Annotated in this window: 22 protein-coding genes; 16 read left to right on the top strand and 6 right to left on the bottom strand. The window is 48.2% G+C overall.

Features of this window, described 5'->3' with window-relative positions:
- Positions 1–20 precede the first annotated feature (20 nt).
- Genes AC0YN4_RS04535 through AC0YN4_RS04515 form a run of 5 tightly spaced genes read left to right on the top strand, consistent with a single transcriptional unit; the run spans position 21 to position 5,330 of the window.
- On the top strand, positions 21–1,223 hold the full coding sequence (locus AC0YN4_RS04535) for an N-acetylglucosamine-6-phosphate deacetylase (protein ID WP_475835269.1): 1,203 nt from the start codon (positions 21–23) through the stop codon (positions 1,221–1,223).
- Entirely contained in the window at positions 1,220–2,113 is an 894-nt protein-coding gene (locus AC0YN4_RS04530) for a sugar phosphate isomerase/epimerase family protein (RefSeq protein WP_475835268.1), read from the top strand. The genes AC0YN4_RS04535 and AC0YN4_RS04530 overlap by 4 nt, the downstream gene beginning before the upstream one ends.
- Before the next feature lie 19 nt (positions 2,114–2,132).
- The gene (locus tag AC0YN4_RS04525; RefSeq protein ID WP_475779850.1) at positions 2,133–3,233 is read left to right on the top strand and encodes a Gfo/Idh/MocA family protein; all 1,101 of its coding nucleotides are present in this window, start codon (positions 2,133–2,135) and stop codon (positions 3,231–3,233) included.
- Between the two features lie 13 nt (positions 3,234–3,246).
- Positions 3,247–4,263 carry an NAD-dependent epimerase/dehydratase family protein gene (locus AC0YN4_RS04520; protein WP_475835578.1) on the top strand — a complete coding sequence of 339 codons (1,017 nt, stop codon included), beginning with the start codon at positions 3,247–3,249 and terminating at the stop codon, positions 4,261–4,263.
- Positions 4,263–5,330, top strand: coding sequence for a dihydrodipicolinate synthase family protein (locus tag AC0YN4_RS04515; protein ID WP_475835267.1), 1,068 nt, complete (start codon positions 4,263–4,265; stop codon positions 5,328–5,330). The genes AC0YN4_RS04520 and AC0YN4_RS04515 overlap by 1 nt, the downstream gene beginning before the upstream one ends.
- 50 nt (positions 5,331–5,380) lie before the next feature.
- On the opposite strand, the gene AC0YN4_RS04510 is transcribed toward AC0YN4_RS04515, so the two are convergent.
- On the bottom strand, positions 5,381–6,391 hold the full coding sequence (locus tag AC0YN4_RS04510) for a LacI family DNA-binding transcriptional regulator (protein ID WP_475835577.1): 1,011 nt from the start codon (positions 6,389–6,391) through the stop codon (positions 5,381–5,383).
- A gap of 393 nt (positions 6,392–6,784) precedes the next feature.
- Here AC0YN4_RS04510 and rpiB point away from each other — a divergent pair, with 393 nt between their 5' ends.
- The gene (gene rpiB, locus AC0YN4_RS04505) at positions 6,785–7,249 is read left to right on the top strand and encodes a ribose 5-phosphate isomerase B (protein WP_475779852.1); all 465 of its coding nucleotides are present in this window, start codon (positions 6,785–6,787) and stop codon (positions 7,247–7,249) included.
- Positions 7,250–7,267: 18 nt separating this feature from the next.
- Positions 7,268–7,831, top strand: coding sequence for a helix-turn-helix transcriptional regulator (locus AC0YN4_RS04500; protein ID WP_475779853.1), 564 nt, complete (start codon positions 7,268–7,270; stop codon positions 7,829–7,831).
- An 85-nt stretch (positions 7,832–7,916) separates the two neighbouring features.
- On the opposite strand, the gene AC0YN4_RS04495 is transcribed toward AC0YN4_RS04500, so the two are convergent.
- Positions 7,917–8,858: a nucleoside hydrolase gene (locus tag AC0YN4_RS04495; protein WP_475835266.1), complete on the bottom strand. Its 942-nt coding sequence runs from the start codon at positions 8,856–8,858 to the stop codon at positions 7,917–7,919.
- Positions 8,859–9,109: 251 nt separating this feature from the next.
- On the opposite strand from AC0YN4_RS04495, the gene AC0YN4_RS04490 reads away from it, so the two are divergent.
- Positions 9,110–10,177, top strand: a complete 1,068-nt coding sequence (locus AC0YN4_RS04490; RefSeq protein ID WP_475779855.1) for an ADP-ribosylglycohydrolase family protein — start codon at positions 9,110–9,112, stop codon at positions 10,175–10,177.
- A 47-nt stretch (positions 10,178–10,224) separates the two neighbouring features.
- A complete protein-coding gene (locus AC0YN4_RS04485) occupies positions 10,225–11,328 on the top strand; it encodes an ADP-ribosylglycohydrolase family protein (protein ID WP_475835265.1) in 1,104 nt (367 codons plus the stop codon).
- Between the two features lie 207 nt (positions 11,329–11,535).
- On the opposite strand, the gene AC0YN4_RS04480 is transcribed toward AC0YN4_RS04485, so the two are convergent.
- Positions 11,536–13,398, bottom strand: coding sequence for a metallophosphoesterase (locus tag AC0YN4_RS04480; protein ID WP_475835264.1), 1,863 nt, complete (start codon positions 13,396–13,398; stop codon positions 11,536–11,538).
- Positions 13,399–14,014: 616 nt separating this feature from the next.
- Here AC0YN4_RS04480 and AC0YN4_RS04475 point away from each other — a divergent pair.
- The 4 genes from AC0YN4_RS04475 to AC0YN4_RS04460 all read left to right on the top strand — a co-directional run bounded on the left by AC0YN4_RS04475 (position 14,015) and on the right by AC0YN4_RS04460 (position 18,134).
- On the top strand, positions 14,015–14,746 hold the full coding sequence (locus tag AC0YN4_RS04475; protein ID WP_475835263.1) for a YheC/YheD family protein: 732 nt from the start codon (positions 14,015–14,017) through the stop codon (positions 14,744–14,746).
- Between the two features lie 428 nt (positions 14,747–15,174).
- The gene (locus AC0YN4_RS04470) at positions 15,175–15,882 is read left to right on the top strand and encodes an aspartate/glutamate racemase family protein (protein ID WP_475779859.1); all 708 of its coding nucleotides are present in this window, start codon (positions 15,175–15,177) and stop codon (positions 15,880–15,882) included.
- Between the two features lie 100 nt (positions 15,883–15,982).
- Positions 15,983–17,683: a diguanylate cyclase gene (locus tag AC0YN4_RS04465; protein ID WP_475835262.1), complete on the top strand. Its 1,701-nt coding sequence runs from the start codon at positions 15,983–15,985 to the stop codon at positions 17,681–17,683.
- 22 nt (positions 17,684–17,705) lie between these two features.
- Positions 17,706–18,134, top strand: a complete 429-nt coding sequence (locus AC0YN4_RS04460; RefSeq protein ID WP_475835261.1) for a GNAT family N-acetyltransferase — start codon at positions 17,706–17,708, stop codon at positions 18,132–18,134.
- Here AC0YN4_RS04460 and AC0YN4_RS04455 read toward each other — a convergent pair.
- From AC0YN4_RS04455 to AC0YN4_RS04445, 3 genes are all read right to left on the bottom strand, one after another.
- Entirely contained in the window at positions 18,131–19,315 is a 1,185-nt protein-coding gene (locus AC0YN4_RS04455) for an MFS transporter (protein ID WP_475779862.1), read from the bottom strand. The genes AC0YN4_RS04460 and AC0YN4_RS04455 overlap by 4 nt on opposite strands.
- Positions 19,316–19,457: 142 nt before the next feature.
- A complete protein-coding gene (locus tag AC0YN4_RS04450) occupies positions 19,458–20,378 on the bottom strand; it encodes an ABC transporter permease (protein ID WP_475835260.1) in 921 nt (306 codons plus the stop codon).
- Complete coding sequence (locus AC0YN4_RS04445; RefSeq protein WP_475779864.1) at positions 20,375–21,262, bottom strand: ABC transporter permease subunit; 888 nt, start codon at positions 21,260–21,262, stop codon at positions 20,375–20,377. Before AC0YN4_RS04445 ends, AC0YN4_RS04450 begins: the two co-directional genes overlap by 4 nt.
- A 182-nt stretch (positions 21,263–21,444) precedes the next feature.
- On the opposite strand from AC0YN4_RS04445, the gene AC0YN4_RS04440 reads away from it, so the two are divergent.
- The 3 genes from AC0YN4_RS04440 (at position 21,445) to AC0YN4_RS04430 (ending at position 24,970) form a co-directional block, all read left to right on the top strand.
- On the top strand, positions 21,445–22,632 hold the full coding sequence (locus AC0YN4_RS04440) for a MalY/PatB family protein (protein WP_475835259.1): 1,188 nt from the start codon (positions 21,445–21,447) through the stop codon (positions 22,630–22,632).
- Positions 22,633–22,687: 55 nt separating this feature from the next.
- Entirely contained in the window at positions 22,688–24,163 is a 1,476-nt protein-coding gene (locus tag AC0YN4_RS04435; protein ID WP_475835258.1) for a protein adenylyltransferase SelO, read from the top strand.
- A 93-nt stretch (positions 24,164–24,256) separates the two neighbouring features.
- A complete protein-coding gene (locus AC0YN4_RS04430; protein ID WP_475779867.1) occupies positions 24,257–24,970 on the top strand; it encodes a phytanoyl-CoA dioxygenase family protein in 714 nt (237 codons plus the stop codon).
- The last annotated feature ends 19 nt before the right edge of the window (positions 24,971–24,989 follow it).

Genomic DNA, 24,989 nt, shown 5'->3' with positions numbered 1-24,989 from the left:
CGGCGAGGAGGTGTTGCGTCATGCAATGGATAGGAAGACGGTATGATACGGGTGAATGGGTGCAGCTCGCAGCAGAAAACGGTGTCATTCAAGCCATCTCTCCTGTGCAGCCTGACAATGATGCCAGTGACTCCAGTGATACGTGGATATCACCGGGTTGGATTGACCTGCAGGTGAATGGTTTCGCCGGTTTCGATCTTAATGGCGATGTGACCACGGAGCATGATGTAGCGGAAGTGACGTTTTCCCTATTCCGGCACGGCGTCACCACCTATTGTCCAACGGTAATTACCGGCAGTTACGTCAGAATGAATCAAGCCTTTCGCGCGATTCACTCCGCTTGTGAGAATAACAAGCTGCTCCGTCATGTTATTGCTGGTATTCATGTCGAAGGTCCTTACCTATCCGCAGAGGATGGGCCGCGCGGCGCTCATGATAAGGCTCATATCCGAGATCCTGCTATCGCTGAATTCGATGCTTGGCAGCATTCGGCCGGAGGCCGAATTGTACTTTGCACGATTGCTCCCGAACGTGAAGGCGCCGTCGAATTCATCAAGCATGTATTCGCAAGCGGAGGAGTTAAAGTAAGCATTGGCCACACGATGGCGAATGCGGAGCAGTTGAAGTCGGCTGTTGAAGCAGGTGCCACGCTGTCCACGCATCTTGGCAATGGCGCGCATCCGGTCATGGCAAGGCATCCGAATTACATATGGGATCAATTGGCCGAAGACGGCTTGTATGCGATGTTTATTGCGGACGGCCATCATTTGACCGCATCGGTGTTGAAATCCATGATCCGCGTTAAACGCGATCGCTTCATCCTCGTCAGTGACAGCGTCATGTTCGGCGGGATGCCCCCCGGGCGTTATCCGAGTATGATCGGGCAAGAGGTAGAGCTGCTTAGCAATGGCAGACTCCAGACGGCAGCTGATCCACGAATATTGGCAGGCTCCGCTCAAGCGCTTGACCGAGGTGTGGAGAATGCCATGCGACTTGCCGGAATCAGCTTACGAGAAGCGATCGATGCGGTGACGAAGCGACCTGCGGAAGTCATGGGATGGACGATGTTAGGGAAATTGGAAGTAGGCGCAAGAGCCAATTTGACTCTATTCCAGATAGATAGCAGCGGCCGCATGGATGTCCAACAAACCATTGTGAACGGGGAAACCGTCTGGAACAGCAGACAGCAGTCATTGCTAGAAGAGAATGGGAGGCTGACATGATAGAGGATCGTTTAGGTGTTATAACGGATGAAGTCTCGCCGTCGGATCTCATTGAAGCGCTGAACTTTGCCGTATTAAATGGCTTGAAGCACGTAGAAATCCGTACGATCAATGGCCAGAATGTACTTTCGCTCCATAATCAGCAGCTTGCGATAATTCGTTCAGAGACGGAACGTCGGGGACTGTTCGTTTCATGTATTGCTTCTCCTATATTTAAATGTGCGCTGGGAACAGGCAGTCAGGTAGCGGAAGGCGATCGGTTTAATCAAGAAGAGCGTACGGTTTCCGAGCATTTCACGATGCTGGAACGCGCAATGGACATTGCTGATCAGCTGGGCACTAATCGGATTCGAATCTTCTCGTTCTGGCGTGAAGCAGAGCCGGAGCAGCACCATGACGAGATTGTGAAGCATTTGACTCAAGCTGCCTTGATGGCAGCCAACCGCAGCAAGCTGCTTTTGCTCGAAAATGAACCTTCCTGTAATGGCGGGCATGCCGCAGAAGTTGCTAAACTCGTCGGAGCCGTTAATTCCCCTGCACTGCGCGTCTTATGGGATCCGGGCAATGAGCAATACGGCAACCGTTCCAGCTATCCGGAAGGTTATTCCAGCATCCGCAATCTAATGGCCCATGTTCATTTGAAAGACGTACGGTTCGACGAGAGTGGTCATCCCAAAGCAACTCCGATTGGGTCTGGTATCGTTCCGTATGTGGCTCACTTTCAAGCTTTACTTCGACATGGCTATACGGGACTGTTCACGCTAGAGACGCATTATATTCCCGAAGGCGGAACTGCGATGGAAGGCACAGCCCAGTCGCTCCAAGGATTGAAGGCTCTTCTTGCGAATATGCGAGCACCAATGGATGCCATTCATAAACCATCTAATTAGGGAAAAGGGGAATGTTAGCATGGAACAATCAATCGTAACAATCGGGATTATCGGGCAAGGCCGCAGTGGACGCGATATTCACGGGCAATTGCTCGCCAAGCTGCCTCACTATTTCCGAATCGCAGCGGTTGCGGATTCCATCCCGGAGCGACAGCAGCTGGCGCGCCAAGAATTCAATTGTAACGCCTATGCGACATGGCAGGAGATGGTGGAGAACGAGCAGCTTGATCTAGTCGTCAATGCATCTCCAAGCCATCAGCATGTTCCCATCTCCTTGGAGTTGTTGAATCGTGGCTTTGATGTGTTGTGCGAGAAGCCGCTGGCCAGAACTTCGGAAGAAGTGGATCAACTGATTGAAGCCTCGGAGCGATCCGGCAAACGATTAGCTGTATTCCAGCAGTCCCGCTACATGCCTGCCTATGTGCGTATTCGTGAAGTGATCGAAAGCGGCGTCTTGGGACGGATTGTACAAGTCGATTTCACCAGCAACCGGTTCGCCCGCAGATGGGATTGGCAAACGCTGCAAAGCAATAATGGCGGAAGCTTGTTGAATTTAGGCTCGCATACGCTGGATCAGGTGCTCCAGCTGTTCGGAACGGATGTGACTCCGGATATCACATGCATTATGGATCAAGCTAATACGTACGGGGATGCGGAGGATTATGTGAAGCTCCTGCTTCGTGGACCAGGTCGTCCGACGATTGATTTGGAAGTCTCCTCTTGCAGCGTTTTCCCTGGGGAATCGTTCGTAATTCAAGGGACAAATGGCGGGCTGCGCGGCAATAACGATCGGTTGGAATGGAGTTATTTCAAACCGGAAGAAGCTCCTGTACAGCAATTAACGACGGAGCCGCTGATGGACAAGAACGGCATGCCAAGCTACTGTCGCGAAACGCTCAACTGGTATAAAGAGAATTGGGAACTTCAATTGGCGGAAGGACAAGGCGAATTCGATTACATGACGGAGCAATTGTATATGATGCTGTACGGAACGCTTGTCCATGGCGATGAATTAGCGATTACGCCGCAGCAGGTTCGGCAGCAGCTAGTTGTCATGGAGGAGTGCCGCCGCCAAAATCCACAAATCTATCGCCCGGCACAAGAAAGCATTAGAGGTTAATCCGATGACGTTCATTCAAACGATTGCGGAGCTCGAAGCCAAATTGTCTGAACCTTCTGAGCAGCTCGTCACCGAGATGGCGTCTATTGAAGGGGATATCATCGTGTTAGGTGTAGGCGGGAAGATGGGGCCGAGCCTAGCCAAACTAGCCGTTCATGCACTGCGCCGTTCAGGCGCTCGCAATAGAGTCATAGGTGTGTCGAGATTCTCGAATGAGGAAACGCGCAGAGAATTGGAAGCCGCAGGCATTGAGACGATCTCGTGTGACCTTCTTGACGATCAGCAATTGCAGCAGCTGCCTGATGCACCTAACATCATCTATATGGCAGGCAATAAATTCGGCACGACAGGCAATGAGCATTTCACATGGGCGATGAACGCATATTTGCCCGGAAGAGTAGCTGAGAAATATCGGAATTCGCGGATAGTCGTATTCTCATCCGGGAATGTATATCCCTTCTCGCCGGCGGGACTCGGCGGCGTAACGGAATCATGCTCACCGGAGCCTAAAGGGGAGTACGCGCAGTCTTGTTTAGGACGCGAGCGTGTGTTTGAATACTTCTCTAAGCAAAACAATATGCCAATGGTTATTTTTCGCTTGAATTACGCGATCGATCTCCGTTACGGTGTCCTGCTCGAAATTGCCAAGTCGGTTATGAATGATCGACCGATTAAGCTCGAGATGGGGCATGCCAATGTAATTTGGCAAGGGGATGCCAACGAGATGGCGCTCCGCTGCTTGGCATTATGTGAATCGCCGCCGCGTACGATCAATATTACCGGGCCGGAGACCATGTCCATACGTTGGGCAGCCGAAGAGATGGGCAAGCGTCTCGGGAAAGAGGCGTTATTCGAAGGTATGGAGTCGGACACGGCACTGCTAAGTAATGCCGGTCAATCCTTTCAACTGTTCGGGTATCCGCGCGTTTCGCTGCTGCAGATGATCGATTGGGTTGCGGAATGGGTTCGAGCAGGCGGATATACGCTGAACAAGCCGACACATTTTCAAGAACGAAAGGGGAAGTTCTGATGCGAGGCAAGCAGCTGACACCGGAACAGCTTGGAGCCCTTCATGACGGTCTGGTTATTCCCGCTCATCCCCTCGCTTTGGATCAGTATCGCAAGCTTGATCCGCGTTATCAACGTGCGCTCACTCGATACTACATCGACTCTGGAGCAGGTGGAATTGCCGTTGGCGTTCATTCCACGCAATTTGAAATTCGCGATGCGGACATCGGATTATACGAACCGGTGCTGCGACTTGCGTCCGAGGAAGTGGAGCGAGCGAAGCTGGAACGCCCTTTCATTAAGGTGGCAGGCATATGCGGCGCTACTGATCAAGCATTGAACGAAGCTGTAATTGCCTTAAATCTCGGTTATGATGCAGGGTTGCTCAGCATGGGAGGTCTTGGAAGCTATAGTGAAAGCGATCTCTTGAGACATACGGAGCAAATAGCAGAGTTGCTGCCGGTTATTGGGTTTTATTTGCAGCCGTCAGTTGGCGGAAGAGTGCTTAGCTATGCGTTCTGGCAGGCGTTCGCGGAAATTCCCAATGTAGTTGCGATCAAAATCGCCCCGTTTAATCGTTATCAAACGATCGATGTCGTCCGTGCCGTATGCAGCTCAAGCAGGCGTGATCAAATTGCGCTTTATACCGGCAATGACGATAACATCATCACTGACCTTCTGACCGCCTATCGTTTTACGATTGATGGAAATCCGGTGGAGAAAAGGATTGTTGGAGGTTTGCTCGGGCATTGGGCGGTCTGGACAAGAAGAGCCGTGGAACTGCTCGATGAAGTGAAGCGAGTGCGAAGCGATGCCGCATTGTCATCCGAGTGGCTGACGCGGAACATCGAAGTGACGGATATGAACGCGGCACTCTTTGACGCTGCCAATCGGTATGCTGGTTGTATCGCCGGTATACACGAGGTGCTGCACAGACAAGGTTTGTTGCCGGGAATATGGTGCTTGAATCCTCACGAGACTCTATCGGATGGTCAAGCGGATGAGCTAACTCGAGTTAGCCGCGATTATCCGCTGCGGGTTGACGATGAATTCGTTGCTGAGCATCTAGCGAAGTGGCTGGAAGATTAATAGTGGCGGCGCAGCATGCAACTTCTGCGCCGCCTATTTGATTAACTATATTAAATATTACGAGCTGTGCTGTCTCTAATTATAAGCTCGGGTTTCTTAGGAGGCTCGAGCTTAATAGGTATGCCTTCGATCCGCTGCAGCAGCATATCGACCATTTTACCGCTGGCATGTGAAATATCGAAGCTGACGCTCGTTATGTTCGGCCGAAGACTGCGATATAGATCAGAAGGACCAAAGCCAATCATGGAGATGTCCTGCGGTACGCGATAGCCATAGTCGTAGAAATAGTTCAGCGCCGCCACCGTTGTAATCTCGTTCGAAATCATAAGCGCCGTAGGTCTCTGGGTTTGGAGAAGCTGGTGAATCCCATTGTAGCTCTCTTCCATTTGGCCGGGAATACGAACGATATCATCATCCTTAAACGGCAATCCGTACTCGTTATAAGCTTTCTTAACGCCATTAATTCTCTCGTTGTTGAAGGAGATAACATCACCTTTGATGCTGCCTACAATAAAGCGGATATCGGTATGATTCAAATCAAGCAGATACTTGGCCGCCATGTAGCCGGCTTCAAGATCGTCGGAAGATGTATAGTAAGTATCCTCAGGATTATTCGAATATTTCATGTTAAATACATAAGGAATACCGGCTTCCTCCAGCATAGCGGCCAGGGATTCATTGTTAGAAGGGCTTAATATAATAAAGCCGTCCGCTACTTGACTCTTAATGACATTAAAGAAAGTTTCGGAATCCGGATCACTTGCAGTAATAATCAGGATATTGTAGCCTTCGCTGTGTGCCTTCTCGGTCAATGCTTTGAATAGAGCCTGGAAGCCGGCATTGAAAATCAACTCGCTGATATGCTGCGCGCTTACGACCAGCCCGAGTATGCCGCTTTTACCGGATTTAAACATACGCGCGGTTTTGCTGGGGATATAACCTAAACTCTTAACGGCCTCAAGAACCCGCTGCCTGGTGATCGGCTTTACGAGACTTGAACCGTTCATAACTCTGGATACGGTGGAGGGCGTCACTTTGGCTTTCTCGGCGACGTCGTGTATGGTTGGCTTCTTGATTTTACGTTCCTCCTAGCTAGTCCCACGAAATGATAACGATGCCATTCTATTTGGATTGTAAGGGTTTACGAACTAAAACGCCAGCGGAAAGTGAATCATCCCATTTCTTGTATTGACAGCGTTCTGCAATCTAGGATAATATTGGCTCGAAAAGGCTTACAAATCCTTCTTGATCGCATAAACGTCAAGCGAAGGCAGTGTAAGTTTTTTATTTCAACATAATTGGCAACGTTGCCAATTATGAGGTCGAAAGTCGCACATAATCGCCTTGAAACGAAATTAATGGGCATCAAGTACTGTCACATCACTGCTTACCATTTATGGCAACGTTAACATTATTCCAAATCACTCCTTGAGTGAACCCAGGAGGCATACGAAATGAAACTATCATTAGGTTGCGATCATGCCGGATTCCATCTGAAGTCCGCGGTCTCCGCACATCTGGCATCTATCGGCTGTGAAGTAATTGATCATGGCTGTTACAGCGCCGACGCCGTTGATTTTCCCGATATTGCAAGATTGGTCTGCCAGTCCGTTCTTAAAGGTGAAGCTGAACGCGGAATCATGGTATGCGGAACAGGCGTTGGCGCAAGTATTGCCGCGAATAAGATTCCGGGTATTCGAGCCGCTGTCTGTCATGACTATCATTCCGCGCATCAAAGCGTTGAGCATGATGACGTTAATGTGATGTGCGTAGGCGCTCAAATCGTTGGGGAGTGGCTGGTCAAAGACTTGATTTCCTCCTACGTGTCAGCGACCTTCAGCACGGAAGAACATTTCCGCAGAAGAGTTGAGAAATTAGCCATTCTTGAACGTGAAGCAGCGATTAAACTACCTGAATAAATTGCGGGAGGTCTGTTCATGCAAAGCGTACTGAAATTATCCCCTACATCAGCTCCGGCATTGAAGTCACCTTATATTCAGATTACGAAACCCAAGCTGCTGCAAGAAGCAGGTAAGCTATCTTCCCAGGAACAAGCTTACGGGGTCGAGCTGGAGGAACTTTATCATTTCATCCATCAGTCGATATCGAGCGCGCTCCATGAAGCGAAGCAGCACACCGACTTTAACTACTGGTACAGCAAGGATCGGAATCAGCGAAAGGTGGAAGAGGCGTTGTCTTATATTGATGAGCATTTCCATGAAGATTTTGGCTTAGAGCAGGTTACGGATATTATGCACTGTTCTTCGACCTATCTAAATCGGCTGCTGAAGCAGTACACGGGAAGTACCTTCTACAATCTGCTGACTCAGAAAAGAATCGAGCACTCTAAGCATCTGCTTGCAATGGATCATCAGACAGTATGGGAAATCAGCAGCGAGGTCGGCTACACCAATGTGCATAGCTTCATACGAGCTTTCAAGCGCAGTGTTGGAGTTACTCCCGGGCACTTCCGTGAAAGCTGTCTCGCACATTCAGGTTGAACGGTTAAACAGCGGGCAACGGCCGATCCGAGCATTGACAACGAAGACTTGCCGGTTTCGCTCGCATCAGCCGTGCCGCTTGAAATTACTTATGTGTTGCTAGTTTGTTAAACATATCGATATAGACGAGGCTTCGGTCAATGTCGATCGCTTCTTTGTAGAAGTGTCTGTCATCATCGGTGGAATACGTGAAATTCGGATTCAGAATCGGTGTTCTTCGCACGACAGAGGGCACCCATTCCTCATTCAACAGCCATGCGATGGCCGAGACATCCCAGAGTACCTTCGACCAACCAGGGCGATTGAGGCCGAAACGTTCGAAGCGACCATGGAACAGATCGCTGAAATAGGTACCTAGCTTGTTGCGGTCTCGCAAGCAAGCGTCGATTTCGTAGGTAGAGGTCAGCAGATGGGATGCGACGCTGTGACATGGCAGCACGACTAGCGGAACGCCGCTGTCATAGATAATGCTCGAAGCGTGATAGTCTTGCGATACATTGAAAATATCTTGCGTAGGCCACCAGTAAGAGTTTGGTCCAAGCCAGACTACGACGATTTTCCGGATGATTTCGGGGCATTTGACGATAGCCGAAGCGACGTTCGTAATGGCACCTATAGCGACGACATAAAGTGGGTCATCCAGGTCAGCTTCAACTGCCAATGCTATGATTTTATCTACAGCCTCACTTGGAACCGATTCTTCGCGGCTGCTCATGAATTGTGCAGATCCTCTATAAACAGGGGGAGGTGACTGCAGGTCCATCAGCTTGTAGATGTTGAAAATCTCGTTATAGCTTTTCTCCATACCTTCACCTGGGCTCGTTGAATTCCAATTGAAGAATGGAGCAGCAGTGACTGCCAGTAGGTCGATCTTATCCGGCGATAGCAGCGTGTATGCCAGTGCAAATTGATCGTCCACTTCATTGAATGCATCCGTGTCCAGAATCATTTTCACTTTGCCTGTCGGATGGTTCAGCCGCTGCAGCATCGCTGCGTGATCGAGCTGATAGTTTGCCCAACTGCTCATTTGATGCACCTCTTTCATTCCATGTTCGGTAGTTTGTAAGCTTCGAATTCAGTATAGGGGAGCGACTCGGATTTCGAAATGTTCATATATCGAATGACGGAACGTTAGATTTCTGTACATCTTGTTCGATAATTGAGAGTGGCCGGTTGAGAACTGTTTATATAATCGGGCATCCCCCTTCATTACAATAAAACCATGGAACTACCAATTAGTTGTAGAGCACATTATGAATTTTGGGGAGCGAATTAGCCATGAGTGAGCAAGTCTCTTTATTTGACAAATTTTACGGATGCATCGCCGGCGTTCATATCGGTTCCGCAATGGGCGCGCCGGTAGAAGGCTGGGATTTCGATCGAATCGACGCACAATATGGCATTCTTGAAGATTTGCTGCCCTACGAGCATTTCCATAACGGCTGGGTTCGCGAAGCAGGGACGACAGAGGATGGCGTAGAGCGCCAGAAGCTGATGATCTCCGCGATCATGGAGAAGCAGGACCGCGTCACGGCCGAGGATGTCCGCAATATGTGGATTTCGAGGATCAAGCCGGAATCGGCGGGAATGATCTCTGAGCCTTTCGAGGCCGTACTGCTAGCCATGGCCAAGAGCGGCATTCCAGCCAGGGACATCGGCAAATATTGCGATTATGCAGGGTTAAACAGCTTCTCGCGTTCTTGCCATCCCATCGGATTAATTAATGCCGGCGATATTCCTAATGCCATTCATGATGTGAATGAAGTCGGCCAGCTCTATCAAACAACGAACGGTCGCGGACTGAAATGGGCGACAGTTACAGCGGTTGCTATCGCATCCGGCACCAAAGCAGGTGCTACCGTTGACAGCGTACTTGGCGCGATCTTCGATCACTGCGATCCGGATGTGGTGGTAAGAGAGCTGGAGCGTGAGCTCAAACGGACCGCGAACATCGAGGACTATCGTGAATTTAGGAAGACGCTCTATGAGTCATACAACATTCGCGGCATTCCTTACGAGGTTAGTTATGCGAATGAAGTGGTGACCAAAGCGGTCTGTATCTTTAATAGGGCCCAAGGAAATGTCAAAGAAGCGATGGTTGCCGCTGTTAATATGGGACGCGATACCGACTGTGTGACTGCGGTTGCAGCCGGTATATCCGGTGCCTTAACCGGCACGACTACGATTCCGGAGTCCTGGATCAAACAAACGGACTATGCAACAACACTGCATGTCGTTACCAACTCCCAGCGCACGATCAAAGAGCACGCGGATGGCTTGTACCAAGCGTATCGTTCGCGATTACATAAGCTGAAGGCTTATACCGAGCTGATGGGTGCATTGTAGGTAGTCGTGATCACGAGAATGAGTTAAACAAAGAGGAGCGAGCGACGATGAGTGAAGTAGTCAGCTTACAAGATAAATTCTACGGTTGTATCGCAGGGGCACAAGTTGGAGCAGCTCTCGGCGCGCCTGCACAAGGGCTCACTTGGCAGGATAGCGAGGCCGAGTTCGGCGTTCTTGATCAGCTGAAGCCCTATGAGGATGGTTGGTTCCGCGAACCCGGAACGACCGGAAGCGGAATCGAGAGGCAGAAGCTTCTCATTACGGCGATCTTAGAGCGACAGGATCGGGTAACGGCCGAGGACGTTCGTGCGATCTGGGTGTCCGATATGCCAATGGAAGCAGCTGCAAAGATCATGGAATCTTATGATGTCAGTTTGCTGGCGGTTGCGAATAGCGGCATTCCGGCACGTGATCTCGGCAAATATTGCGATTATGCGGGACTCAATAGCTTCGCCGGATACTGTCAGCCCGTTGGGTTGATCAACGCAGGTGATGTAAAGAATGCGATCCGCGATGCATTCGAGCTCGGTCAGCTTTACCAAGCATCCAGAAGCTATGGCGTGAAGTGGTCGGGCGTAACCGCTGCCGCGATTGCCTCCGCTACGAAACCAGGCGCAACGATTGACAGCGTAATCCAAGATGTATTCTCCAACTGCGTTTATTCCGATGTAGGTGCTAAGATTGATGGCTACAAGTACGGTTACTTAAGAGATAACGTGGTCGATGAACTCGAATCCGGATTGAAGCTGACAGAAGGATGCCGTGATTTCCGTGAATTACGAGAAGCCTTCGATAAGAGCTACCGCGGCTGCGGCGTTCCATACGGCAATAGCTTTGCCAACGAAGTCGTGACTAAAGCCATTTGTATTGTAAGAATGGTAAACGCCAATGTGCATGATGCGATTATCGCCGGGGCTAACATGGGCCGAGACAGCGTAAGCGTTGCGGCGCTGGCTGGCGGACTTGCAGGTGCAATCAGCGGTGCAGCAACATTGCCGGATAACCTCATTCAGCAAGTGGATTATGCCGCCGGCATTAACAAATATACGTGCTCAAAGCGGACGATTCGCGAACAAGCGGAAGGCGTCTATCAAGCTTTTCAAAGCCGGCTGAGCATAATTAATAAATTAGTTGAAGAAATGCTCATATAAGAGGTATAGGTTTTATGTTTAGCGGACATACTAGCAATTATTGCGTTCATACGGTCAGATGGAAGACATGTTTACCGGATAATTGAATCATTGGAGTGAAGTATTGCCTGCAATTTGGCTTTAATCGCCTCTGTATATACGCAGTATCAAGAAGCTGAGATCATCGCGATCCAGCTTCTTTTTGATGCTCATAAGGTTGCTTAAGAACTAAGCTTCTGCTGCAGGAATGATGATAGGCGCTTCAATTAACAAGGGTTCTGCTTTGGATGCATGAGTTGGATGCAGATCAGGCTCTAGAAGTGGTCCATGCTCCTGCTGAGGAGCACTTTTCCATTTCTTCACGACATGTTCCATCCCGATGGGGAAGATGGTTAAGTTTCCGCCTTTATCAATATGGATACGGATGAAGTTCTTCCAGTTGTCGATTTGCATCGCAGAGAAAGCTTCGCCGCTGTGACGACCGAAACCATTCAGCGATAGGAGCAAATACAGCCCCATGATGACCGATCCGATGATCCATCCGCCATATGCGATTAATAGGCCGGTCAATGCCCATGCACCGAGTCCCCAATGAAAATGGAATTCCGTACGGACCAGATAGACAGCCGCGCAGCCGATGAAGAATGCAGCTGCAACATGGGATAAACCATGCAGGCAGCCGGCGATCCATTTGTACGTGCGGGAATGCGTATCCGTAAACAGCCAGAATCCGCCGACTATGATGAACATCCATATAAACGCGCCGGGTGTATGAGCAATCTTGTTGAAGGAAGACGTTACGAGATCCAGATAGGTCGCAGCTGCAGGGGGTGCGGTGGTGACGGATAGCACGGAGTTGCACGCTAACAGATAGAGAATAGCCGTTACGATACCGAACATCTGGTTTTTCCAAACGAACAGCAGATTGCCCCAGGTCAGTCGTCTTGATGCGGCAACATTCGGGAAGTCCATTTTTCGTTTAAATTCGATTGGTTTCTCATCCTCGTTCTTGTGCGCATAGATGGCTTGATCTTTGAGATCGTGCGTAGGATGAAGGAAGGCGCCGCCACCGCCGGCCGTGATTTTCTCTACTTTGCGGCTATGATCCGCTGAACCGTCGGCTTGGACAGGGATATGCTCGAATCTGCGATAATGATGAAGATCGCCGGCGATGAAAATTTGAATTTCGACCTTGTTCTTATTCAGCATATTTTCCAGGAAGGTTAGATTGTTCTCGTTGTAAATCGGATCGAACTTCCCATATTTATGCGCGGAAACCCAGTAAGGCTCAGCATTGCACAGAATAACGCGATCACCGGCTTGCATTTGCGCAGCGATATGCTCGAAATAGCGCACCTGCTGGCCGTCGATGTCCGAATTCAGCTGAACATCGGTGCCAAGAAGCCACCAGCCATGAGGAAGCTTCAAGGCAAAGTAACTCTTCTGCTGCGGTGCGTGCCAGCCATTGAACCATTTGCGCGAAGTAAATATACGTGAGAATGAAATTAAGCCGTCATACCAGTCATGGTTACCGGGTACGGCGAAAACTTGCGGATGCGGGTCAGCCGTATATCCTTGAGCGAGATAATAAGGTGTAATCAGCCTGTTCATATACTCATCTCGGTTTGCAGTAGGGTAAACTTGGTCACCGCCAAATATAAGGACATCTCCGCGTTTGGTCGCAACGGTCTTCCTTGTTTCAGGATCAACCAGCAGCAATTCCGGACGTGTGGCATGATACGCAATGGAATAAGTGGAATCAAACCCATCGCCGAGGTCACTGATGTAATCAATCCATATTTCATCACGTGGAAGGTCCGCATCCGTCAAGTAGAAGCCATCCTGATCCACCTTATAGTTCCCGGATTCATCGTGTACGAATTGCTTGGAGTAATCGTTCAGTTGTTCTTCCTTCTGGTTGAATGCCTCAATTAATCGAAAGTCTGAATAGAGCCCGAAGATGGTCGAGAGGACCGTCTTCATACCTGTAACGACTAATTGTTTCGGATTAAACCATTCGACCATTCTAGGTCGTGTATTGGGATCCGCAATCATTTTCTCTGCCAGCTGCTGAACCTTGCTCTTTCCCATATGCTTCTCCTTTCAGCATGCCTAAGTAGATATATTATTCCATAATTCTGCTGCAAATCACGTCGAATTGCGTCCGCAGCGGATACTCTTCCCCCACAACAAACAAGCCTGCCGAATGTACGGGCAGGCTTGTTCGATCATTAGCTGAAGCGTTGCAATACTAAATAACCACTGATACTCGATGTGCTTTTGCGAAACACGATTTTGAAGCCGATGTCGTTGTCCAATAAGCAGTTTAAGGCATTTATTAGCAACGCACCTTCCTGCAGATTAGCACGGCAGGGATAGGCAGAGCCAATTACACGAGAAGCGAGAATTCTACGTGGGGATCCGCTTACCAACGGGTTTCTCGACCAACTAATAAGAATTAAGTCAGGCTGTTGAGTAGCTTTTATACGAGCCATAATATTCACCTACTTCTCTTCTAGCGTTACTCTATTAGATGAGAATCAGCGTGAAATGGTGATAGATTAAGAGAAAGAATACGTGTAAGAGGCAGTATAAGACTAGCTAACCTAGATTAATGGAGGCAGCCTGACTGTAGAAACACCCAAGCCTTCCCCATCAATAATGAATACGGTGTAATACATTAATTCTACAACCTAAGGGGATGAATATGTCGCGATATGTAGGAAGCAAATGGACGAAGACAGTTGCTATACGCAAACAACCTTTTCTCGCTCAGTACGTGCCAGAGACCTCGAGAATGACTAAGCTATCGCTTAGAAGACAATTGCTAAAGTATCGCATGGTATACGTGAAACCTGAGTTTGGCATGCACGGTAATGGCGTTATGCGCGTAGAGATGGTGGAGCAGGGTTATCGCTCTCAGCTCGGCAACACGATTAGAACCTACAAGGAGTTTGACTCCTTATATAGAGGCATCACAGCAGCGAAACAAAGAGGGCGATATCTTGTTCAGAAGGGAATCCATCTATTAAAGCATAATGGAAGAAGATTCGATCTTCGCGTTATGGCGCAATACACACCAAGGAGGCAATGGATTACTACGGGGATCATCGGCAGAGTTGCAGCCAAACACAAGATTGTCACCAATTATCACAGCGGCGGTCAAATTCTCACGGCTGAGAAACTACTCCATTCTCATACCGAGAAGGTGCAATCTAAGCTCGAACTGCTGTCGAAGCTAGGCGTAGTAGCTGGGCAGGCGATGGGCCGTTCATTTCCTGGTGTTCGTATGATTGGACTGGATGTTGCCCTAGATCAATCACTCAATCCGTGGGTGCTTGAAGTAAATACTTCTCCGGATCCTCATATTTTCAGAAAACATCCGAATCCGCAAATCTATCGAAGTATTATGAAGCTGATCAGAACGAATGCCAGATAATCGCTGTATTCAGAAGCCGCGGCAACGCGGCTTTTGTTGCCTCACAATTACCCAAAACAAACAAAAATCAAACATGTAATCCAAAACATTTTTAATACTTTGTTCTTATCATAAGATGTGTTGGAAAGAATAACGCAATACCAATATACTTATATAAACTTCACACATAACAGATTAAGTACCATTTCATCAGATAAGGTGAGATTCATAATGAAGCTTGGTCAAATGGAGAAGATCAATCTATTCGAAGCTACCAAAAACATGAGTGAATATACCAACTTTATTGTCAGCGAAGTCAACGATCATGTCTTAAGAGCAGCAAGGGGAAGTCTTCACCGTCCCGCAAAATGTGTTACATAGAACGCGTTCGAACGGACGGACGATAAAACTTTGTTTTGAGAAAAAAGAAGAAATGCTAGCTTTCGGTAATGAATAGAAAGTCACCATGGCAGGAGGATAAGACACTGAAAAAAATCGGATGTTTTCATGCACACTATTCCAATATCGCTCATATCGAGAAGGCACTTGAGCCTTATGCAGTGGAGCTGGTTCACTTCGTAGATCCCGGACTGGATCGCATCAAGAACGATGCTCATTTCACCAAACAGCTGGCTGAGAAGAAAGTGAGTGAAACGCTTGAGTGGATTTCCAACTGTCATGTGGATGCGATATTAATTACATGCACCTATTTTACTTCCATCATGCATGATGAGCTTAAGCGTTTGCCAATCCCGATTATCAAGATCGATGAACCGTTATACCGGGATCTCTCCAATCAGGACAAGCCGGTTGTATTCGTTTTTACGAATCCGAATACGATTGAGGGGACTATGAGTCAGTTCCGGCATTATACGGAGAGTAAGGGAATAAACATTCAGGCTGAATCCAGATTGATTTCAAACACCTTCGAGCTGATCATGCAGGGCAAAACAAAAGAATACATCTGCGAGGTTTCTACGGGTCTCCTCAACATCGCGAAGGAACAACCTGGTGCCAAGATTATAGCTGCACAACTCTCCATGGTACCTGCCGCGAGATATGCCGAGAGCTTACTGAATGCTGAGATTGGAAATGCACTGGCTTCATTGTCCGGCCATTTGGAGCAAATCCTCCAGTTAAATAAGCATGAATTGTGAAATGAGCGAAGGAAGATGTATCGTCATGATACATCTTTTTCACATGTAAGCAAACCAAACAAAATTCTAATACTTTTCTCAATAAAGGAGTGTCATTCGAGTGCTAAATTCCAACTCAGAGCTTCTAGACAACAGTTCGGATGAAGTATTAGTCGAGAATCAGAAGCAATACATAATTGAGCTGCGCGAACGATTGTTTGTCTTGAGAAATCTGTCCGAACTTGCGGATGATATGATTTGTTACGAGCAAGCCAGACAAATCTATCGAATCGTTCATTCGATCAAAGGAAGCGCTCCAATATTAGGTTTCGACAGAATCGGCAGCATGGCCGCGCATATGATCAGCGAATGGGAATGGACGCAAGAGGAAGCGAATGAGCCTGATCAGCGGGTTTCTCTTCAGCTTCAGTTCAAGGAAAGCGCACGTGCATTGGATAAACTTCTCCCGGAACTGGAACAAGAATTAGAGAGCCGTACAAGTGGTATCAAGCCAAGTAACGTCCAAGCAGCTAATCGAAACATGGACAGCGAAATGCAGCTGGGTAAACGCATCTTAATCATTGAGGATGATAATATTCTGCGCGGATATCTGGCTCGAAGACTCTTCTTGGATGGGTATCAGGTCGATGAAGCTTCTAACGTAGAAGATGCGATTACGCTGCTGCGAATCCATCACTATCAGCTCATTACGCTCGACTTAATGATGTATCCGAAGAGCGGCTACGAAATCTTTGAAATTCTTAAAGAAGATATGATGATCCGTTGGATTCCCATGATTGTATTATCCGGCCGTGATGATATTCGGGATAAGGTACGCTGTTTTCAAATGGGAGCGGATGATTATGTCGTCAAACCGTTTCATTATGATGAACTGTGTGCACGCGTTCGGAGATTGATTGAGCGCAACCAAGAGTATAACTTCATGGCCTTTCACGATCCGCTTACAGGACTCTTCAATCGGCGGTACATGGACAAACAAATTCAGCTCGAGCTCGCCCGGGTCAATCGCTATCCTTCACCAATTACAATGATCATCCTGGACATCGATTATTTCAAAGCGATTAACGATAATTTCGGCCATCAAATCGGTGATATGGTGCTTCAGAGCTTTAGCAATATTCTGACGAGCCAGCTCCGCAAATCAGATATGATTGCCAGGTGGGGCGGCGAAGAATTTATGATCCTTATGCCCGGCACGCGAGATACAGAAGCTGTAACCCTAGTAGAATCCGTACTTACACATGTCCGCGAGAATCCGATCTTTGTCGATAATACGAGGAATACCTTTATTACCTTCTCTGCAGGTGTTGTACAGTGGAGACCGCAGAGCAGCATCACCGTCTGGACCCGCCATGCTGACTTTGCTCTCTATAAAGCGAAGCGCACAGGAAGAAACCGCGTCGTTAAATCGTCCCTCCGGAAAACAGTCGCGAAGAAGATCCTGGTCGTGGAAGATGATCGCGTACTAAGACGAATGATCGTGGAATTGGTGAAGGGCTGCTCCGAGCAAGTGTTGGAAGCCACAAATGGACTCGAGGCCTATGAGTTGTTGATTAAAGAAGATATTGATTTATGTATATTGGATTTCAACATGCCGAACCTCGATGGTTTGGCGATGCTTAGACGAGTGAATCAAGAGGGGAATGTATCGAAGCGAACGAAATTTTTGATGGTTTCCGGCAACGAGAGCCATCATAATATAAAGACAGCCATAACATTAGGCGCTGATGGCTACATTACGAAGCCATTTACATTCCCTGAATTGAAGAAGAAGGTCCTATCCTTGTTACAGCTGCGATAAAAGATTATTCGGAGGAAACAGAATGAACACAGCAATTACCGTATTAAGAAGAGTGCCGACACTGGCTGAATTCAAGCATCTATGCCAGGGAGTAGGTTGGAACGACTACATGAACTTCGATGTAGCGGAAGAATCATTAAGCCGTTCCTTATTCGGCGTTGTCATAGAGGATCAGGGCAAACCTATTGGTATGGGAAGAGTGGTCGGAGATGGCCGCATTTATTTCTATATTCAAGATATTGTAGTGCTGCCTGGTTACCAGAACCAAGGAATCGGGAAGATGATTATGGAAACGATTAAACAATTTCTGGAGGACCATGCACCTGAGAAAGCGTTTGTCGGTTTGTTTGCTGCACAAGGCAAAGAATCGTTCTATACCAAATACGGATTTCAGAACCATGACGGGATGACCGGAATGTTCGGCGTCATTCATAATGGCGTATTGAGCTAGTCTTTGTAAATCGTACCGCTGCCCATGACTTTCGTTGTTTCATGGTTTCGTTGAACCCAGAACACGATCGAGAAAATAACGATACATACGAAGGTAAGCATAAAGTTGTATAAAAACATCTTACGCATGCCAACCGCTTCGCTCGCGATTCCGCCGGCCAAGCTTCCGATAATACGGGCAACGCCTAGCGTTAATAGTCCGTTCAAGGTTTGACCGCTCGCTTTGAGCTCATTCGGCACTTCTTTATTGATGACATTCGCCATGGTGACGGACAATACGATGAAGATCAATCCGTGAAGCGCTTGAGTCGGCAGCAGCCAGACAGGGTCGTGAATGGTCGAGAACAGATACCACCGAAGCGCGGCTGCTACGCCTGCCCCAAGCAATATGTGCGAGGTTTGAATACGCCGGAAGATTTGTTTAGACATTAACAGGAATGGCACTTCGCTTAAGGAAGAGATGACCATCGACCATCCAAGCCAGGCGCTGTCGCCGCCCATTTCCTTGAAATACAGCGGGAAGAACGCGTAATAATAGCCGAGCGTAATTTGAAAAACAAAGTTAGCACTTAAGTACAGCATTAATTTCCGATTACGGAATAACACCCAGACCGGAACTTTGCGATTTCTGGCTTGATGGCCTTCAATCTTCGGGAAGCGCAGTGCGAGTAAGAAGCAACATGCAAGGATAATCGCATAGACGCCAAACAGCCAGTCAATTCGTTTCTGAGCGATGAGTCCAAATACAATCGACATGACTGCAAAGCCGAACGTCCCGCCCATGCGAATGAGGCTGAAATTCCCTTTACCACGCTTATCCAGTGTTTCTAATGTAACCGCGTCGGTTAACGCAAATATCGGGGATTGAAAGAACGTAAAGATACAGATAAATACAAGCAAAAACACAAAGTGATTGGATAACGGATAGAGCAATACGGTAAGACCGGTACCTACGATGAGAAATAGCAGAATGCTGTTCTTCGTCCTGGCGCGGTCGCTGACCAGCCCCCAGACGGGCTGTGCGAGGATGGCGACTAGCGGACCAAGCCCCAGCAAGGTACCAATCTGGGATTGCGTAAATCCGATGTGCTGGAAGTAAAGTGGAATAAATGTACCATACACGGCATTGGCCATGTAGAAGAATACATAGAAGAAGACGAAATAAGTAAGATTGATCGGCATGGTGTACCTTCCTTTGTTAACGGCTTTAAGTGGTATCGCACTTGTAGTAGTTCCTCGTTGGGCGGTCGATTCCTGCAAGCGAACTCTGCCGGACGATAACGAAAACCAAGGCTGCCGGAATGGCAGCCTTGGTTTATTTCGATTAGATATGCGAGAACTTTGCGAATTTCTTGCGATACAGCTTCTCCAGACCGACGGAGATGAGATGGAAGCCAAGTATATAGATGATGTAGAGGGCAAGCGGAATGAACAGAATCCATTGGTATATAAATAGATTATTTCGGGCTTGACCGATTAGGCCGCTCCATTCATTCGTGCGGCTCACAAATTGAATAGGATCGAAATACTGGGTCGTACCTCCAACGAATATATTGAAGATAGCCAACTGCCCGAACAGTCCCAATATAAGCACAACTTCTTGTACGAACAAGATGACGAAGCTTTCCTTCATGTGAGGGAAGATGTGAGTGCGGATTATAGTCGCGTGACTTGCGCCGATTGACTTGGCCGACAGCACGAATTGGCGTTCTTTCACGATCATTGTTTTATCTTTCATGGTTGAAGCTACTGATGGGATCCCAACAACGGTTAAGACGACGGCAATGATTAACGACATATAGAAGGGAGAGGTCGCCGGATTCATGGTAATGCCGATCATGATCATCCAAACGATGATGAAGATCGGAATCCCGTTCAATACATTCCAGATCGGAAACGATTTGGTGTCAGGCTTCTTCTCTTTTCCCATATAGCCAAGGAACAGTCCAATCAATCCGCCAAGGAACACACGAGCTATCGCCACTGCGAGTGAAATGAAGATCGTATATTTGGAGCCCGCAAGCAGTTTCGCCATCATATCGTAGCCGTCTTTATCGGTTCCGAAGAGAAAATTATCGTTTGGCGCAGCAGGAGGCACATAGAGCGTGCTGTTTCCATCGGCATCGACGACATAATCGGTTTCGAAATGATCATTAAGATCATGAGGCGCGAAATATTGTCCGAACAGCGAGGCAGCGATCATCATCAAGGTGATGAGCAGGCCGGCCAGTAATGTTTTATTCATCGTACAAACACCTTCTCCCATCCGAATACGACTACCTTGAGCAGCGCATAGATGATGGCATACAGCAGCAGAAGCGTGATTATTCCGTTCACGACAAGACTGTATTGGTAGCCTCCATATGCAAACGCGTTAGAGAAAACAAGCAGCGTAACGCCATTTAGATTGTATAAATATTCGAAGATGAATAGATTGCCGAATAAGATGCCCATGAACTTGTGCAAATCAGCTTTGACGAAAGGAAGTACATTCGGAAGGGCATGATAGAATACAATGTAGGTTTTCCCAAGTCCGCGTGCCTTTGCAAAATTAATATAATCTTCGGTCAGCGTGTGGCTCATATGCAATGCGACATTTCGAATCATATAAATGGCTGGTATAATGATCGTAGAAATCAAGGGTAGTGCAATCGCCGGATCATCGGTCGAGAAGCTTGCCACTTGGAAGATGACCAGTCCGGTTTCAGAAGCGATAAACACGATAAGAAATTGAAGCAGGAGCACGATGACGAAATCCGGAAATACACTCGTTAACTCCAAGATGCGTTTCAGCCAAACGACACGCGAGACTGCAAAATAAACGCCAAGAATGATGCCGAGCGTCATGCCGACAACAGCCCCGATAATCATGTACGTGAAGGTAACGGAGAAGCTGCTGCCGATCTGTTCCCAGAACGATAATTCGGTTTTGCCGGACAAGTATTGGAAGGAGTTTCCGCTCCAAAGGCCGTCAACGTAGCTGTGAATGCTGGAGAAACCTTTCGCCCAGTGGAATTGAAGCGAACTGTCCAAGCGGTCTGGCACAAGCACGGCAGGGAACATGGCGAAGAGAAGAACGAACAGCAAGATTCCGGGAATAACTAACGATAGTTGGATTGTTTTTGACATACAGTGATCGCTTCCTTTCTAATAGATTTCCAGTTGGGATCATTTTATAAAGTATAGCGGCTTGTGCAATAATTACAAGACTTGACGAAATGCGACAAATCTCAACGCCTTGATGCGTAAATGTTTACATATGATTGTTAATTTTAGGTGAAGACACCCGTGATTCGATTGGAGGGGAACTGATGAATTACGATTTCGATCAGGTGATTGCGCGCAGGAACAAATCCAGCTTAAAGTGGGATGCGGTCAAAAGGACTTCCGAACACCAAGAAATCATTCCGATGTGGGTGGCGGATATGGATTTCGCTTCACCGCCTGAAGTGATTGCTGCGCTTAAGGAGCGGGTGGAACATGGGGTATTCGGCTATTCGTTCCGTTCGGAATCTTATCTGGAGTCGATTGTTTCGTGGCTGAAGAACAGGCATCGGTGGACAGTGGCCGAAGAGTGGATTGCGCATAGTCCGGATGTGATTGCAGCTCTATCGTTGATTATGAGCACCTTTACTGAAGCGGGAGATAAGATTGTCGTGCAATCTCCGGTTTACAATTTTGCCCGAATGGTTGAGGCGCAAGGTCGCGAAGTAGTCTATAATCCGTTGAAGTTTCATAATGGACGGTATGAAATGGATTATGAAGACTTGGAAGCGAAAATAGACAGCCATGTGAAGATGCTCATTCTCTGCAGCCCGCACAATCCGGTAGGTCGGGTATGGGAGCGAGAGGAATTGGTTCGTTTGGGGAATATTTGTAGGAAGAATCATATTCTTGTTGTATCGGATGAGATTCATTGCGATTTGGTTTACGGCGGACATCCGCATATTCCTTATGCTTCGTTATCGGAGGCGTTCGCGAATCATTCGTTCACCTGTATATCGCCGAGCAAAACATTCAATATACTGAGCTTTCATGCCTCAAGCGTTATTATTCCGAACCCGGCGCTGCGGGAGAAGTTCAATCAAGAGCTGAATGCCCGGGGCATCTCGTCACCTAATACGTTGGGCTTGGTTGCATTAGAGAGCGCTTATCGGTATGGTGAAGAATGGCTGAATCAATTGCTTCATTACTTGCAAGGCAATGCGCGGTTTCTGGCTCGATATGCAGAAGAGCATCTTCCGGAGATTCGCGTGAATGAATCAGAAGGCACCTATCTGGTCTGGCTCGATTGTCGCGCACTTCACTTATCGGTTAAGGAACTGGATGAACTGTTTTCGGAAGAAGCAGGTGTTGTTCTTAGTTCAGGGTCCCAGTTCGGACTCGAAGGCGAAGGGTTCATGAGGATGAATATCGCTTGTCCGAGAGCCGTGCTTGAGCAAGCGCTGGAACAGATTGCAGGTGCTATCCGATCTTTGCGTACAATTAAGGGTAAGTAATTATAGAAGATAAGTATCGTTGGTTCGATGGCGAACTTAAGATGGAGGAAATAAGATGACTGAACCTACAGCAACACCGCAAGCGGGATGGAACTTTGACAATAGCTATGCTAATTTGCCGGAGTCTTTCTTTAAGCGGCATAGTCCAACCCATGTACATGATCCGGAGTTGTTTATTCTGAATAAGCGGCTGGCGGCCTCGCTTGGACTGAATGTTGAAGCGCTGCAAACAGCTGACAGTATCGCCGTATTTGGCGGCAACGAGATTCCGAAAGGCGCAATGCCGCTGGCGCAAGCCTATGCCGGTCATCAGTTCGGGCATTTCACGATGCTCGGTGACGGGCGGGCTATTCTGCTCGGCGAACAAATCACCCCTTCGGGCGATCGTGTCGATATTCAATTGAAAGGACCGGGCAGAACGCCGTATTCCCGCCGAGGGGATGGACGGGCGGCTCTTGGTCCGATGCTGCGCGAATATATCATTAGTGAAGCGATGCATGCGCTCGGTATTCCAACTACACGCAGCCTTGCTGTCGTAACAACCGGAGAGCCCGTTTACCGCGAAACGGAGCTGCCAGGGGCTGTTCTAACCCGCGTGGCTGCGAGTCATATTCGTGTAGGTACGTTCCAATATGGAGCGAATTGGTGCACGCTTGACGATTTATGCACGCTTGCGGATTATACGCTCGAGCGTCATTACCCGGAAGCCGCCGACGCCGATAACCGCTATCTCGCTCTGCTGAAAGCCGTTATTGCGAAGCAGGCTGACCTAATAGCGAAGTGGCAGCTCGTAGGCTTCATTCACGGCGTCATGAACACGGACAACATGGCATTAAGCGGAGAAACCATCGATTATGGCCCTTGTGCATTCATGGATGCGTACGACCCGTCGACGGTATTCAGCTCGATCGATTCACAGGGACGTTATGCCTATGGGAATCAGCCGAAGATTGCGGCATGGAATCTGGCTCGTTTCGCGGAAACGCTGTTGCCACTCCTTCATGAGACGGAATCAGAAGCCGTTAATTTGGCAGAAGATGCAATTGCGGAATTCGCACCGTTATTTCACTCGCATTGGCTATCGGGGATGAGAGCGAAGCTCGGGATCGTCAACGAAGAGCCGGAGGATGAGGCACTTATTGAAGAGTTATTGACCATGATGCATATGCATCATGCCGATTATACGAACACGTTCCGTGCTTTAACGGACGACAAGCCGGATGAGATCGCGATGTATGAAACTACGGGATTTACAGAGTGGCTTGAGAAATGGCAAACTAGACTGGGACGGCAATCCATAACCAAGGATGAATCGAAGCAGGTGATGCGGAGCAGGAATCCGGTCATTATACCCCGTAACCACCGAGTCGAGGAGGCGCTGGATGCTGCCGTGAATCAAGGCGATTACAATGTCCTGGAGCGATTGCTGGAAGCAATTAATCACCCGTTCGAGCAAATAGCCGAGCATGCTGATTATTGCGCAGTGCCTGCGTTATCCTCGCAACCTTACCGCACTTATTGCGGGACTTAACCGTCGAAGAGGTCGAGAACACCGAAATGGAACAAACAGCGGACCCCTGAGGTTCGCTGTCTGAGGTCGAAACTAATCAGTCGGAGGCGATGTATGGTGAACAATAAGGAACGTTATTTATTTGATCTACAGGGATACTTGGTCGTGGAGAACGTATTATCCGCTGAGCAGCTTGAGCGGATGAATCGAATTGTCGAGGAGCGCCAATCGCAGCCGGAAGATTCTATCCTGCAGTGGGGCGAGGATTTCCGTGCATTGATAGATGACGCAAAGCTTAACGCGCATTTAAATGAAATCTTAGGCGAGAATTACAGACTTGATCACGAATATGCCATCATACATCGTAAAGGAGCGCCGCAGCTTGGACTTCATGGCGGAGCTACACCGTATGATCCGGGCCAATACTACACCTTCCGCAATAATCAAATGTATAGCGGTCTCACCGTTGTTTCCTATGCATTGACAGATATCGGTGAAGATGATGGTGGATTCAGCTGTATCCCGGGAAGTCATAAATCCAATTACCGTACACCGAAGGAATATCTGGATTATTCGGAAATCGGGCCGACCGTACATATTCCTCAGAAGGCGGGCGACGTTCTGATCTTTACGGAAGCGCTTACGCACGGGACATTCGCATGGAAAGCGGAGCATGAGCGTAGATCGTTGCTGTTTAAGTTCGCACCGGAGATGATTTCTTGGAGTGAGCATAATCGCGACCAGGACTTCATGGATTCATTGCCTGAAGCACAGCGGAAACGATTGCTGCCGCCGGCATCGCCTGGCCATCGTCATTTTGGCTATTGATTTGCAGGGATTAATAGAA

This window comes from Paenibacillus sp. J22R3 (assembly GCF_056269305.1).
Note: the sequence above shows the minus strand (reverse complement) of the source record. Positions and strands in the feature narration are given on the sequence as shown.